The 14,169-nt window shown below is 65.0% G+C and carries 10 protein-coding genes; 7 read left to right on the forward strand and 3 right to left on the reverse strand.

Features of this window, described 5'->3' with window-relative positions:
* Positions 1-128: 128 nt before the first annotated feature.
* Both Har1131_RS13020 and Har1131_RS13025 read right to left on the reverse strand, forming a co-directional pair.
* Complete coding sequence (locus Har1131_RS13020; RefSeq protein WP_129754920.1) at positions 129-1,196, reverse strand: zinc-dependent alcohol dehydrogenase family protein; 1,068 nt, start codon at positions 1,194-1,196, stop codon at positions 129-131.
* Between the two features lie 247 nt (positions 1,197-1,443).
* On the reverse strand, positions 1,444-1,998 hold the full coding sequence (locus tag Har1131_RS13025; RefSeq protein ID WP_004963012.1) for a hypothetical protein: 555 nt from the start codon (positions 1,996-1,998) through the stop codon (positions 1,444-1,446).
* 145 nt (positions 1,999-2,143) lie between these two features.
* Here Har1131_RS13025 and purH point away from each other — a divergent pair, with 145 nt between their 5' ends.
* The 6 genes from purH to Har1131_RS13055 all read left to right on the forward strand — a co-directional run bounded on the left by purH (position 2,144) and on the right by Har1131_RS13055 (position 10,404).
* Positions 2,144-3,724 (forward strand): bifunctional phosphoribosylaminoimidazolecarboxamide formyltransferase/IMP cyclohydrolase, encoded by a 1,581-nt coding sequence (gene purH / locus Har1131_RS13030; RefSeq protein WP_151146753.1) that lies wholly within the window; start codon positions 2,144-2,146, stop codon positions 3,722-3,724.
* 141 nt (positions 3,725-3,865) lie between these two features.
* Positions 3,866-4,852 carry a formate/nitrite transporter family protein gene (locus Har1131_RS13035; RefSeq protein ID WP_014039856.1) on the forward strand — a complete coding sequence of 329 codons (987 nt, stop codon included), beginning with the start codon at positions 3,866-3,868 and terminating at the stop codon, positions 4,850-4,852.
* Between the two features lie 36 nt (positions 4,853-4,888).
* Positions 4,889-5,428 (forward strand): hypothetical protein, encoded by a 540-nt coding sequence (locus Har1131_RS13040; protein WP_014039855.1) that lies wholly within the window; start codon positions 4,889-4,891, stop codon positions 5,426-5,428.
* A 41-nt stretch (positions 5,429-5,469) separates the two neighbouring features.
* Positions 5,470-6,186, forward strand: a complete 717-nt coding sequence (locus Har1131_RS13045; protein ID WP_064288379.1) for a hypothetical protein — start codon at positions 5,470-5,472, stop codon at positions 6,184-6,186.
* Between the two features lie 117 nt (positions 6,187-6,303).
* Positions 6,304-8,775 carry a dihydropteroate synthase gene (gene folP / locus Har1131_RS13050; protein ID WP_151146756.1) on the forward strand — a complete coding sequence of 824 codons (2,472 nt, stop codon included), beginning with the start codon at positions 6,304-6,306 and terminating at the stop codon, positions 8,773-8,775.
* Positions 8,776-8,910: 135 nt separating this feature from the next.
* On the forward strand, positions 8,911-10,404 hold the full coding sequence (locus Har1131_RS13055) for a globin-coupled sensor protein (protein ID WP_050037728.1): 1,494 nt from the start codon (positions 8,911-8,913) through the stop codon (positions 10,402-10,404).
* Between the two features lie 27 nt (positions 10,405-10,431).
* On the opposite strand, the gene Har1131_RS13060 is transcribed toward Har1131_RS13055, so the two are convergent.
* The gene (locus tag Har1131_RS13060; protein WP_058990808.1) at positions 10,432-12,294 is read right to left on the reverse strand and encodes a DEAD/DEAH box helicase; all 1,863 of its coding nucleotides are present in this window, start codon (positions 12,292-12,294) and stop codon (positions 10,432-10,434) included.
* 102 nt (positions 12,295-12,396) lie between these two features.
* On the opposite strand from Har1131_RS13060, the gene Har1131_RS13065 reads away from it, so the two are divergent.
* Positions 12,397-14,136 carry a Na+/H+ antiporter NhaC family protein gene (locus Har1131_RS13065; RefSeq protein WP_151146759.1) on the forward strand — a complete coding sequence of 580 codons (1,740 nt, stop codon included), beginning with the start codon at positions 12,397-12,399 and terminating at the stop codon, positions 14,134-14,136.
* Positions 14,137-14,169: the final 33 nt, after the last annotated feature.

Raw genomic sequence — 14,169 nt, forward strand, 5'->3', positions numbered from 1 at the left:
AGTGTGCGCGGGAGGCGCGAAAAAGCGTGTCGTTCTCCCGCAACCGCGACGCGGTGCGGCAGCGAGGCGTGGTGTGACGGCGAGAAAGGTGGGGAGCGGGGATTCGGGTGAAAGAGGAGGCCGCGTCGTTAGTTGCTGAACTCGTTGCAGACCGGGATACCGACCGTGTTGTAGTCGCTCATCGCGGCCAGTTCGTCGGGTACCTGGTGGATGTCGACCGTGTCCTCGACCAGCGCCGTCGGGTCGAGTTTGCTCGATTCCACCATGTCCAGCATTTCGCTGTACCGCGATGGCTGGAGCCCGAGTGAGCCCTTGAAATCGATTTCTTTGGCGACGAACTCGTCGGTCGGGAGCGACACCATCCCCGCCTCCTCGCTGGTGGTCAGTCCGATCTGGACGTGCGTGCCGCCTTTGCGGAGCGAGTTCACCGCGTTCTGGCAGGTCGTTGCGATACCGAGGGCGTCTGCGGACACGTCGGCCCCGCCGTCAGTGATGTCCCTGACCTCCTTTGCGGGGTCGTCGACCGCCTGTGCGTTGACGGTGGCGACAGCGCCGAGGTCTTCCGCGCGCTCCAGTTTCTCGTCCATCAGGTCGACTCCGATGACGTTGCCGCCGAGGGCGTTCGCGATGTGAACCGCCGAGAGCCCGATGCCACCGCAGCCGTGGATAACAACGTCGTCGCCGGCACTGACCGGTGCGCGGTGGGCCATCGCGTGGAACGAGGTCATGAACCGACAGCCCATCCCGGCGGCCGACTCGGCGTCGATACCGTCCGGGAGCGGAACGGCGTTGAGGTCGGCGTTGGGAATGTGGACCTCCTCGGCGAACGCGCCGGGGGCCTGATTCATGAACCCGAGGCCGATGTGGTTCTCACAGATGTTTTCGCGCCCGTTCCGACAGAGGTCACAGGTCCCGCAGGCGAAGTTGAACGGGATGGCGACCTCCTGTCCTTCCTCGATGTTTTCGACATCCTCGCCGACAGAGACAATCCGGCCTGTCGGCTCGTGACCGAGGACGTGTGGCGGGTCAGGCCGGTACCCGAACCAGTCCCAGTCCCCCTGCCAGCAGTGCCAGTCGGACCGACAGATACCACAGCCGATGACCTCGGCGACGGCACCGTCCGGCTCCGGTTCGGGGCGTTCGACTTCTTGTACTGTTAGCGGCTCCTGAAACTCTTCTAGTAGTACTGCTTGCATTACACTATTAACATAGGATATCTTACTAATGAATATTATGGTTTTTGAGCTACAATATCTTCGCGAGCGAGGAGGTCCGCACCCCTGATATTGTGGTTACTCGGCTGCGTCAATCTAAGTCCAGAATAATTTTAAATAACTGCCGCTGCTGCCGAAGCCGATGACATATATCAAGTAACCATATTTTCGTCCACATCGAAATACCTTCGACAGGGAGTGAAGAGATTGTCCCGCTAGCGGCCAATCCTCAACTCAGCCAGCCGTAGTCGCCGTCGGCATCGCCAAAGCGGCCATCCGGTGGGTCAAAGCGATAGAGGTCCTGTCCAAGTGCGACCCACGCGAGGCCGTAGACGGTTGCCGCCGCTGGCTGGACTTCGAACCCGAGGAACGCGATAGTCCCGAGGCCAAGCAACACGCCCAGCCACGGCGGCTGGATGCGCGTCCTGACGAGACCGACGGTGACCAGTAACGACCCGCTGACCAGCACGAGTACGCCGACCGCGATGACCGCCTCGCCACCACCGGAGAGGAGGCGGACCAGTTGTCCGACGGCGAAAACGAGGCCGCCGAGGCCGCCGGCCCACGCACCGATGGTCCCTGGCCGCTTCATCCGTGCGCCGTAGAAATCCTCAATGGCATAGTGACCGGCTACGACACCGAGTGCGGAGAGGGCGGTTCCGGCGAGGATGGAGGTACTCATTTCGGTCTGACCGGTCGCGGACAGCACCACGGCCCAGCCAACCCAGACGACACCACCGACGGCGGCGACCGCACCCGCGCGCTGACACCGTAGCTTCGCCATACGGGCGAGTTGGCGGCGGGCTACAAATGCGCACCGAACCGGTACACGCCGAGAATACAGACATAGCTAATGTGGCTCGGTCGCACGCCACAGACCGGCCGGGGGTTTCGCAACAACTTTGCACGGTCCGGTCGGTCAGTCCCACATGAAACTCGCCGGTATGGCCAGTAACCGCGGCCGAAATCTCATGAACATCGCGGACCGCGCCCCGGGCGGGGCGGAGTTCGCCGTCGTTCTGACCAATGACGCCGACGCGCCGGTGCTCGAAGCAGCCGCCGAGCGCGGCATCCCGACCGAGGTCGTCGAGCACGACGCGGACGAGTCGCGCGAGTCCCACGAGGAGCGCGTCCTCGACGCCCTCTCGGAGTACGACTTCGACCTCGTCACGCTGGACGGGTATATGCGCGTCCTCAGCGAGACGTTCCTCGACGAGACACCGACCGCGCTGAACGTCCACCCAAGCCTGCTGCCGAACTTCACCGGGGCGAACGCTCACGAGCAGGTCCTCGACGCCGGCGTGAAGGTGACGGGCTGTACCGTCCACGTCCTTGATGAAAGCGTCGACGGCGGCCCCATCGTCACGCAGGAACCGATTCCCGTCTTCGAAGGTGACGACGAGGACAGTCTCAAAGAGCGCGTGCTCTATGAAGGCGAGTTCACCGCCTACCCGCGCGTCATCGAGTGGTTCGCCGAGGACCGCGTCACCATCGACTGGGATGCAGGCACGGTCTCAGTAGAGGGCGACGAGGGCGGAGACTTCCCTGCCCGCCGCATCGTCTCGGATGACCTCGCATCGAGTCTGCGCTATGGGGAGAACCCCCATCAGAACGCCGCGCTGTACACTGACACGACCGTCTCGGAGGCCAGCGTCGTCCACGCCGACCAGCTCAACGAGGGTGCGAAGGCGCTGTCGTACAACAACTACAACGACGCCGACGGCGCGCTGAACCTCATCAAGGAGTTCGAGGAGCCCGCCGCGGCGGTCATCAAACACACCAACCCGGCCGGCTGTGCGACTGCCGACTCCGTGGCCGACGCCTACGAGAAGGCACTGTCGACAGACCCGATGAGCGCCTTCGGCGGCATCGTCGCGCTGAACCGCGAGTGCGACGCCGCCACCGCCGAGCAGATTATCGACTCATTCAAAGAGGTCGTCGTCGCGCCCGGCTACACCGACGCCGCGCTCGACGTGCTGTTCGAGAAGGAGAATCTCCGCGTGCTGGATGTCAACGAGAACTTCGAGGTCACCAACAGCCTGACCGAAAAGCCCCTCGTTGGGGGCCGACTCGTTCAGGAGCGGGACACCCAGCACCTCTCAGTCGACGATCTTGAAGTCGTCACCGAGCGCGAGCCGACCGACGAGCAGATCGAGTCGATGCTGTTCGCCTGGCACACGCTCAAACACGTCAAGTCCAACGGCATTCTCTTCGCTGACGGGACGGAAACGGTCGGCATCGGCATGGGGCAAGTGTCCCGGGTCGACGCCGTCCGGCTGGCCGCGATGAAGGCCGACGAGCACGCCGAGGGGAAGGACGCCGAGGGCGCGGTGATGGCCTCGGACGCCTTCTTCCCGTTCCCGGACGGCATTGAAGAGGCCGCCGACGCCGGCATCGAGGCGGTTATCCAGCCCGGCGGCTCGAAGAACGACGAGAGCGTCATCGAGGCCGCGGACGAACACGACATGGCGATGGTGTTCACCGGGCAGCGGTCGTTCAGACACGACTGAGCGGTAGCGAGAGCGTGTCTGAGCCTCGGTAGACGAGTGGCACGAGTCTATCGGTGGTTCCGGCACGACTGAGCGGGACCGCAGCGCAACCGGTAGCCGGCAACGAAAGAGGTTTTGTCGAGGCTTTAGAACCCGCTCCCGATGGCAAACGACAACGACAGGGAGGAAGCTGTCCGCGACGCTGTGGACGTCTCTCGGAGCGGTGCCCCGGCGGGTGGGAGTGTCATCCGTGACCGGTTCTCCGCGGACGAGATCTTCCAGCGCATCATCGTCGCGGCCGACGAGGAGGTGACAGTCGGGACTCGCGAGATGTTCTTCGCCGGCGTCGCGGGCGGGTTCGCTATCACAGTGACGTTCATGCTGTACGCGTCATTGTACGCGAAGACCGGCGGCGACCCGATATTGAGCGCGCTCCTGTATCCACTCGGGTTTGTCTTCATCATTCTCGGGGATTATCAGCTCTACACGGAGAATACACTCCCACCGGTCGCGCTCGTCCTCGAACGGCTGGCGAGCATCCCGTCGCTGCTCCGTATCTGGGTCGTCGTCCTGATTTCGAACCTCTTCGGCGGGATGCTCGGCGCGCTCGCGCTGGCGACGACCGACGTTCTCTCCGCCGACGCGGCGGCGGCCGCCGCCGGCTTCGCCCAGAAAGCTATCGCGACCTCTCAGCTAACGCTGTTCTCGAAGGCGGTGTTCGCCGGCCTCATCGTCGCCGGCGTCGTCTGGGTCGACTACTCGCTGCGGGACAGCATCTCCCGGCTCGTGTTGATTTACATCGCCTTCCTGGCGATTCCCTTCGGAAACCTCTATCACGTCGTCGTCTCCGCGACGGAGATGTTCTACTTGGTGTTCATCGGCGAGCTGGCGCTGTCTGTCGGCCTCTGGCAGTTCGTTCTCCCGGTACTTCTCGGCAACTCCGTCGGCGGCGTCGTGCTCGTGACCGTCGTCAACTACTTCCATACGACCGAACGGCGGCTCGAAACAGCGCGAGATCAGGGGTCCAAGCGCCAGCTCACCATCCGGGAGTGGATCTGGGGCGGGTGGTCCGCTTCGGGCCGCTCGTACGTGCCGGCGACCGACGAAATTCCCCAAAGCGATCCGGAGTCGCGAGAGAACGAGCGCTGACACAAACCATTTCAACGGCCTCCGGCTATCGTTGGTGTGAACTGGGTGAGAGATAACCGGCTGCTGCTTCTGTTCGCCGCCGTCGTTCTGACGACGCTGGGCGCTGTCGGGCTGGGAATCGTCGGTGTCGTCGCGACAGTCGGGGCGCTTCTCGGCGGCGGCGCGGTCATCCAGACTTTCGCCGGGTTCCTGCTTGGCACATTGCTCCTAGTGGGCGTCGACATCGTCTTCTCGGTCGCGCTGGTCCGTGCGCTGGCCCGGCGGGCGTCGGTACCGAAGAGTCAGCGCGTCGCTGGTGGGCTCACCCGTCTCGAATCAGTCGTGCCACCGCTCGCGTCGCTCGGCCTCGCCGACGTGTTCGCGCCGCCGGAGCCGACAGTCGAGGAGCGACACGAGGCGTTGACGCGCCGGTACGTCGAGGGGGACCTCTCCGAGGCCGAGTACGAGCGGGAACTGCAGGCGCTTCTCGGCGAGTCAGAGAACCCGGATTCTGAACTGCTGGACGCCGTCGACATGGAGACCGACCTACCGCGGACCGCGGCGACCGACACCGAGTACGAGCCCGCCCGGGAATAGCCTGAGCGGGTTTTACATAGTCGCCCGACGACGGGTCACGTATGGACGCACCCACGTTTCTCGAAGTCGAGGTGGAGCGAGACGCCATCGCCTCGGCGCTCGACGCCGTTCCCGGCGTCGCCGTTGTCGACGATACCACTACTGGCCCATCACCGGGACCGGCGGGGCCGGACGGGGCCGAGGATTCCGGCCCCAGTCTCACGGACCGCCTCGGGTCGCTGTGGCGACAGTGGGGGCTGCTCGGCACGGGGCTGTCCCTCATCGCGCTCGGCGCGGCAACGGCTGGGCTCTGGTGGTACCGCCGCCGCAACGCTGATGGAACCGATGCCAGGAGCACCGACGAGGACGCGTCGGAATGGGCCACGGAACGTCCAGACGAAACGCCACCACCGGCTGAACCGAGCGTCGACACGCCATCACCGGCCGAGACGGAGTTCGAGCCGACAGCAGCGGTAGAAGACGCCGAGGAGACGCCGGCTCCAGAGGCGCAGGAAACGTCGCTGGCCACAGAGATGCCACGGACTGAGTCCGAGTCACGGCGGCAGGATACTGGGACGGGTACGGAGCTATCTGGCGCTCCCAAGTCAGAGACCGAGACGGACACTCTGGAACAAGTGGAGACGGAGCCCACTGAGACGGACACGGACGAGCGACCGGAAGCGAAGATCGACCCGGCACCGCTGCTGGGTGCCGCGTTCCTGATTCTGTCGAGCGCGCTCGGTCGGTGGGCCACGCGCGAGCGTAGCGACCAGGCGTAACTGTCGCCGGCAGGCCAGTGGGAGACCAGTTGGGTAAGCAGGCTGTTCGGGGCGTCTTCGCGCCGGACACACGCAACAGTCCGACAGGCTAAAGCGAGCGGCTCCGATAGCCCGACCATGGAGTTCCACGAGGCCGCGAACTTCCTCTTCGAGTTGCGCCGGTTCGCCTCGCGACCCGGTACTGATGCCACGCAGGACCTGCTATCGTCGCTCGGTGACCCACAGGAGGGGCTTCGCTGCGTCCAGATTGCGGGGTCCAACGGGAAGGGGTCCACCGCGCGGATGGTCGAACGAACGTTGCGGGAAGCAGGCCTCGATGTCGGACTGTACACGTCCCCGCATCTCGACGACGTGCGCGAGCGAATCCGTATCAACGGCCGGAAGCTCTCCGAGGCCGCGCTCGTCGAGTTCGTCGAATCGGTTCAGACGTACGTGACCGAGCAGGGTGCGGCCAATGATTCGCCCACCTTCTTCGAGACGATGACTGCGATGGCGCTGTGGGAGTTCGACCGCCAGGACGTCGACGTTGCAGTGCTGGAGGTCGGTATCGGCGGCCGGTACGACGCCACGAGCGTGGTCGATCCGGTCGCAAGCGCCGTCACGTCCGTGACGCTCGAACACACCCACATCCTCGGCGATACCGTCGAGGAAATCGCCCACGACAAGGCCCACGTCGCCCCGGACGGCAATCCGCTGGTGACCGGGATGACAGGCGACGCGCTCGCGGCCGTCCGCGAGTTCACCGACGATGTCGTGACCGTTGGGAGCGCCGTCGAGACAGACCAGAGCCCGGCCGAGAGCGAGGCCGATATATCCGTGAACTACGGCGGTCGTGAGGGGCTGGAGGGGTCGGTCTCGGTCGACGGCCCGGACTGGAGCGTCGATACCTCCCTCCCGCTGCTGGGCGCACATCAGGCACAGAACGCCGGAATCGCAGCCACACTGTGCCGGCAGGTCGCGGACGTCTCGCAGTCCGATCTCGAACGCGGCCTGCGAAACGCCCACTGGCCCGGTCGGTTCGAGGTGATGAACGAGTCGCCGCTGGTCGTCCTCGATGGGGCACACAACCCCGGGAGCATCGAGCGCACCGCGGAGACGCTGTCCTCGTTCGACTACGACGACCTCCACGTCGTCATCGGGGCGATGGTCGACAAGGACCACGAGCGCATCGCCGCGGCGTTACCGGACCCGGACCACGTCGTCGCCTGCCAGCCCAACGTCGACCGGGCGGAGTCTCACCACGTCGTCGCGACCGCCGTTGAGAACGCGACCGACGCCACCATCGAGACGCGAAACGACGTATCCGGGGCGCTCGATATCGCACTCGACGCCGCGGACTCCGGTGATGCGGTCCTCGTGACCGGGTCGCTGTACGCCGTCCGGGAGGCCCGGACCGACTGGTCGCGCTCGCTGATCCCCAAGCAGGTCGACTCGCTGGCCGAGGCCCGCGAGACCATCGAGAGCGCCCACGTCACCGATACCGGGGGCTGGCGGATGCGGGGGAAGGGCGTCCACCGCGTCCTGCGTACCCGCGTCCAGCCGCGACAGGCCCAGTATCTCAAGGAGGAACTGCTGTCCTTGGGCGGCGAATGTGCCGTCTCTGGGCTGGACGGCCGAGAGGAGGAATCAACCGACGTGGTCATGATGGCGACGATGGCCCAGTACAAGCGCCTCGCGGAGAAGCTGGACGGCCAGCCCTACGGGCTCGCGTCCTTCGCCGACGAACTGCGGGGGGCGCTGTCCATCCAACAGTCCGAGCCAGACACGTCGGCAGCGTATCCCTGGGATGACGGCACAGCCGTTATGGGTATCTGCAATATCACCCCGGATTCCTTCCACGACGGCGGCGAGTACAACGCCGTCGAGGACGCCGTCGCCCGCGCCGAGCAAATGGTCGAGGACGGCGCGGATATCCTCGACATCGGCGGGGAGTCGACCCGGCCCGGTGCCGAACCGGTCCCGGTCGAGGAGGAGATCGACCGCGTGGTGCCGGTCATCGAGGCGCTTTCGGAGCTGGACGTCGCCATTTCCGTCGACACGCGGAAGGCCCCAGTCGCGCGGGCAGCACTCGACGCCGGGGCAGACATCCTGAACGACGTGTCTGGCCTCGAAGACCCCGAGATGCGCCTCGTCGCCGCCGAGTACGACGTGCCGGTGGTCGTGATGCACTCCATCGAGACGCCGGTCGACCCCGACAGCGACATCCACTACGACGACGTGGTGGGGGACTGCATCGACCAGCTGACGGAGCGCGTCCTGCTCGCCGAAAAGGTCGGACTCGACCGCGAGCAGATCATCGTCGACCCGGGCATCGGCTTCGGGAAATCTGCCACGGAGAGCTTCGAACTGCTCGACCGCCTCCCGGAGTTCGAGGCACTCGGCTGTCCCGTCCTGGTCGGCCACTCCCACAAGTCGCTGTTCGGACTGGTCGGGCAGGAAGCGGGCGACTGTCTTGAGGCGACTATCGCCGGGACGACGCTGGCGGCTGAACGGGGGGCCGACATCGTTCGCGTCCACGACGTCCCGGAGAACGTTGCCGCGGTTCGGGTCGCTGAGGCGGCCAGTGATCCACAGAAATTCAAAGACTGATTTGAATAGCCAAACAGCAAGGAGAGAATCGCCGGACGTGACTGCTAACCCTAAATTTTGATTTTCTGTTTTATATTTCTCAATGATGAGAATTAGGGGCGAACATATAACCCCTGTGTGGGTCGACTCCCCGCCATGGCATTCCAGAGCGAGAGTACGGGCTCTCGGAAACGTATCACTGAATCTGAGAGGTCCCGCGTCGACGGTAGCACGCTTACCGATCGTATCGGACTGGACGCCGGGGAGATACGCTGGCGGAAGGAGTTTACCGGATTCGACGAGTCGGACATCAACAATCTGACCGCGATGGAAGCGAAGACGAACGCCCGGGCCGAATCTGTCGTCGACGACTTCTACGATCACCTCGAATCGTTTGACGAAACCATCGAGATTTTCGGGCGGTCCACCAAGTCGGTCGACCAGCTCAAAAACACACAGTCACAGTACCTCCGCGACCTCGTCGCCGGGAGCTACGACAAACAGTACTTCGAGAACCGGGCCCGTATCGGGAAGATTCACGACATGCTCGACCTCGGCCCGAAGATCTATCTCGGGGCCTACAGCATCTACTTCGAACATTTCCTGCGGACAATCGTCGAGGACCTACAGTCGGGCGACGCCGCCCGGGACGAGGCACTCGAAGAGATGCAGGCGCGGGCGCTGTCCGTGTTCAAACTCCTCAACCTCGATCAGCAGGTGGCGATGGACACCTACATCGACTCGTACAGCCAGCGTCTGGAATCGGCAATCGATGACCAGCAGGCGCTGATGGAGGAGGTCGAGAGCGGACTCCAGCAGCCCATCGACGAACTGAGCGCCTCAGCCGAGGAGGTCGCCCAGACGAACCAACAAATCACCGACACAGCCGAGACACAGTCCGAGTCGATGGACGAGGTGGCGGGCGAGGTCGCGGATATGAGCGCAACCATCGAGGAGATCGCCTCGACCGCCGAAGAAGTCGCGAGTACCAGCACATCGGCCGAGGAAAAGGCGGAACGCGGGAACGAAGCCGCACAGCAGGCCGCGGCCATGATGAACGACGTCGACGACGCTGTCGATACGGTTTCCACAGACATCGCCGGCCTCCGGGAGCAGGCCGACGAGATCGACGACATCGTCGAGGTGATCAACGACATCGCGGACCAGACCAACATGCTCGCGCTGAACGCGTCTATCGAGGCCGCACGCGCCGGCGAGGCGGGCGACGGGTTCGCCGTTGTCGCCGACGAAATCAAGACGCTCGCCGGAGATTCACAGGAACACGCGAACCAGATCGAGGACACCGTCACAGAGATCCAAGACGAGACCGTCGACGCCGTCGAGAGCCTCGAAACCGTGACAGAGCAGGTGACGGAGGGCATCGATCAGGTCGAGACGGCGGCCGAACAACTCGAAGAGATCGTGTCGGCGGTCAACGAGGCAGCACAGGGCATCCAGGAGGTCTCGGCGGCCACCGACGACCAGGCGGCGTCGACCGAGGAGGTGGCCAGCATGATCGACGAACTGTCGAGCGGCATCGACGACATGACGGCACAACTGGACGACCTCGCGGCGACGAACGAAGAACAGACGGCGAAGATTCGGGACGTGGCCGAGACCGCGCGCCGGCTCGATACCGACACGGAATAAGCTCGACCCACAGTCAGCGCGTCTGGCTTACTCCTCGACTTCGGGCGGCTCGACGGCCTCGGCCTCCGTCTCGGTCACGCGGATGCCCTTCGAAGCGAGGTGGCGCATCTGCCGGCGGACGAAGTCCTCCTCCGTCGTCCCGCGTGTCGCGAGAATAACCATCCGGGCGTCGCCGGCGGGGCGCATCGTCCGTCCGGCCCGCTGTGCGCCCTGCCGACGGGACCCACCCAGTCCAGACGCGACGAGAGCGAGTTCGGCGTCGGGCAGGTCGATACCCTCGTCGCCGACACGGGAGACGACCAGCGTGTTCAGTTCGCCCCGGCGGAACTCGTCGAACAGTTTCTCCCGACGTGCGTGTGGCGTCTCGCCGCTGATAAAGGGTGCGTCGATGGCCTCGCTGATGGCCTCGCCCTGGTCAAGGTACTCGATGAACACGAGCGCCTTCGCGGCCGGGTTCTCGGCCAGTGCGTAGCGTATCTCGTCGATTTTCCCGGTGTTGCTGGCGGCGGCCTGTCGGCGGTCGTGGCCCGACGTGGAACTGTACTCGGACTGCTCCGTCTCGTTGCCCCACGGGACGAGGCGGATTTCGACCTCGGGTTCGGCCACGTAGCCCTCGTCGAACAGTTTCCCCCAGTCGGTGCCGATAGGCGGGCCGATGAGCGTGAATATCTCCTCCTCGTCGTCGCTCTCTCTGGTCGGCGTGGCGGTCAAACCCAGGCGGTGTTTGGTCTGGAGGTCCGCGCTCCGGCGGTGAATCGGCGAGGGGACGTGATGGACCTCGTCGAAGACGATGAGGCCCCACTTGCGCTGGTCGAACAGCTTCCGGTGGCGGTCCATCCCCGCGGTGCGGTAGGTTGCGATGGTGACCGGCCGGATGTTCTTCTCGCCGCCGTGGTACTCGCCGATGTCGTCGTCGGTCAGGGTCGTGTGCCGGACCAGTTCGTCGTGCCACTGGGTCGCGAGTTCGCGCGAGGGGACGAGAATCAACGTCTCACCGCTGATAGCGGCCATCGCCCCCATCGCGGCGACGGTCTTGCCCGACCCCGGCGGGCCGACGAACACGCCCGACCCCTGCTCGGTGAACCGCTCGACCCAGTCCTGCTGGTAATCCCGCAGGCGCAGGCGGAGGTCCATCTCGATGGCGTCGCCGGTCTCTAAGTCGCGGTCGTCCCGGACCGGATAGCCCGCCTCGTACAGCGTGCGCTTGATCTCGGCGGTCGCGTCCTCGTTGACCCACGACTCCGAATCCGAGATGGGGGCCCGGAGGTGGTCGTCGTCGAGTTTCGGCCGGGCGACGTTGCCCATCAGGTCGTCACTCTCGGCTTCGAGTACGACGTAGCCGTCCTCGTGGGTCTTCAGGCGGAACTTCCGGGCGCGCTCCCACTGGCTCGTCACCCACTCTTCGAGGTGGGGCGAGCGCTCGCCCAGCACGTCCCGCATCGTCGTCAGGAGGGCGTCTAGAGACTCGTGTGGCGCGGCCCAGATGTCCTCCTCGCGGAGTTCGTACACGTACCCACCCGAACGGTTGGTGTCCTGCAGGCGCGCGAACTGTGAGAGTTGCGCCCGCGTGAACTGGTCGGGGTGTTCGACGACCACTTCGCGGCGGTCGGGGAACAGAACGACGCGCTCGCGGTCTGTCACCTCGGCGATGTCCGCCGGGTACCACACGGACTCGACCTCGGACACGTCCTGGCGCTCGATGTCGCCGTCGTCGGCGAGGCGATCCAGTGCTTCCCGGGCCTCGTCTGGCGTCAGGTCCGTTTTCCGGGAGAACTCCGTCGCCGTCAGATGTGGGCGGCCGACGGCATCGATAGCGTCGTAGACGGCGTCGAGTTCGAGTTCTGCGGGGTCCGAGTCCTCGTCTCGGTCTGCTGGCTCCTCGACTGTCACTACCAAATGGAGGGGACCGACGCTCAAACGGGTTTCGTCTGGACCGTCCCTGACGCGGGTGTGAATACATACCTTAATATAGCGCCACCTAGACCTGCCGGCATGGTTGAGGGAATCGCGGCTGGACCGTGGTCGATCGTGCCCGCGCTCGTCGCCATCGGTCTCGCCTGGTACACCCGGGACGCTCTTATCGGGCTGTTCGTGGGCATCGTCATCACAGGCGTGCTGGTCGGCGCATTACACCCCCAGGCTGTCGGGGTCCCGTCCGATCTGATCACCGCCGGCGGTGAGGTGGCGACCGTTCAGCCACAGGCAGAAGACGGGAGTCCCTGGACGGTCGGCGTCGGTGGCATCGTACTCGGAGCGCTCTTCGGGCTGAAGCTCGTGCCGGAAATCATCGCCACGGCCCCGCTGTTCGGGGAATGGTACGTCAAGAACGTTCTGCTCGCCATCTTCGCCATCGGCGGGCTGATCGGACTGATGATCCGAGCTGGGGCGATACAGGGCGTGCTGGAGGCGCTGGTGGAGCGGGCTGAATCCGCCGCAGACGCCGAGAAGGCCGCGTTCCTGGCCGGGATCGCCATCCACATCGATGACTACTTCAACTGCCTCGTGGTCGGCTCGATGATGCGGCCGCTGACCGACAAGTTCGACGTCTCGCGGGCCAAACTGGCCTACTACGTCGACTCAGCGGGGTCCCCGGCGTCCCGGCTCGCGTTCTACTCGACGTGGGGAGCGGCGATGGTCGGCTTCATCGGAGGCGGCCTCGTCGAGGCACAGCAGCAGGGGACGCTGCCCTCGGGCATGACCAACTTCGTGAACACCGGCGGCGAGCAGGTCACCGCGGCGACCGGTGCCGTCTGGCCGCTGTTTTTCAACACGCTGTTTACCGGCTTCTACTCCTGGATCGCGCTCGGTCTCGCGGGACTCGTCGCGTGGCAGGTCGTGCCAAACATCTACGGGATGGGGACGGAGGAATCCCGAGCGAGAAACGAGGGGAAAGTCGTCGGCGACGACGCCGACCCGATGATTTCCGCGGAGATGGACGAGTACGAGGTGTCAGAGACCGCGACGCCGGACTGGCGGAACTTCGCCTGGCCGATTCTCACCATGATCGTCGTCGGCCTCGGCGCGATGTTCTGGCGGGCCAGCCCCGTCATCTACGTCAAGGGGAAGGAAGGGATGGGGGCCACGCTGCTCCAGCTCGGCAGTTGGCAGCTCATCACGCCGCCGAGCGGCCCGTGGGCGTTCAACATCGGCGGCGTCCAGTTGGGTCTCGCGTCCTTCTCGGCACTCATCCTCGCCTTCCTGCTGTATCGCTGGAAGGGCGACATCCCGTCCAACGACGATGCCACCGACGCGATGATGGTCGGCTTCAAGGGCATCCTCCTTGCGGCCGTCATCCTGATGTTCGCCAGTTCCATCCAGAACGCGGTGACGATACTGGGTATTTCGTCGTTCGTGACGAACGTCTTCGGCGGCGTGCCGGCGTTCATCATTCCGGTGGGCGTCTTCCTCGTGACTTCCTTTGTTAGCTTCTCCGATGGCTCGTCGTGGTCGACCTACGGCATCATGTTCCCCATCGCCATCCCGCTCGCGTTCTCGACGGGCGCGAACCTCCCGCTCGTCCTCGGCGCGGTGTTCAGCGGCGGCATCTTCGGCGACCACACCTCGCCCATCAGCGACACGACCGTTCTGGCGTCGTCGACGAGCGGGAGCGACCACATGGTCCACGTCCGGAGTCAAGCGCCCTACGCTCTCATCGCGGCAGGTATCGCGGCCGCGCTGTTCCTCGTGTTCGGGCTGGTGCTCCCCGAAGGGTTCCGCGTCATCCCGTACTGACTGGTGGCGATTTGTCCCCGTCGTCAGCGCGTC

Source organism: Haloarcula sp. CBA1131 (genome assembly GCF_008728975.1).
Taxonomy (GTDB): Archaea; Halobacteriota; Halobacteria; order Halobacteriales; family Haloarculaceae; genus Haloarcula; species Haloarcula hispanica.

Excerpts from the sequence above, each read along its gene's own strand:
- Har1131_RS13020 (WP_129754920.1), bottom strand. The coding sequence starts at position 1,196 with ATGCAAGCAGTACTACTAGAAGAGTTTCAGGAGCCGCTAACAGTACAA.
- Har1131_RS13025 (WP_004963012.1), bottom strand. The coding sequence starts at position 1,998 with ATGGCGAAGCTACGGTGTCAGCGCGCGGGTGCGGTCGCCGCCGTCGGT.
- purH (WP_151146753.1), top strand. The coding sequence starts at position 2,144 with ATGAAACTCGCCGGTATGGCCAGTAACCGCGGCCGAAATCTCATGAAC.
- Har1131_RS13035 (WP_014039856.1), top strand. The coding sequence starts at position 3,866 with ATGGCAAACGACAACGACAGGGAGGAAGCTGTCCGCGACGCTGTGGAC.
- Har1131_RS13045 (WP_064288379.1), top strand. The coding sequence starts at position 5,470 with ATGGACGCACCCACGTTTCTCGAAGTCGAGGTGGAGCGAGACGCCATC.
- folP (WP_151146756.1), top strand. The coding sequence starts at position 6,304 with ATGGAGTTCCACGAGGCCGCGAACTTCCTCTTCGAGTTGCGCCGGTTC.
- Har1131_RS13055 (WP_050037728.1), top strand. The coding sequence starts at position 8,911 with ATGGCATTCCAGAGCGAGAGTACGGGCTCTCGGAAACGTATCACTGAA.
- Har1131_RS13065 (WP_151146759.1), top strand. The coding sequence starts at position 12,397 with ATGGTTGAGGGAATCGCGGCTGGACCGTGGTCGATCGTGCCCGCGCTC.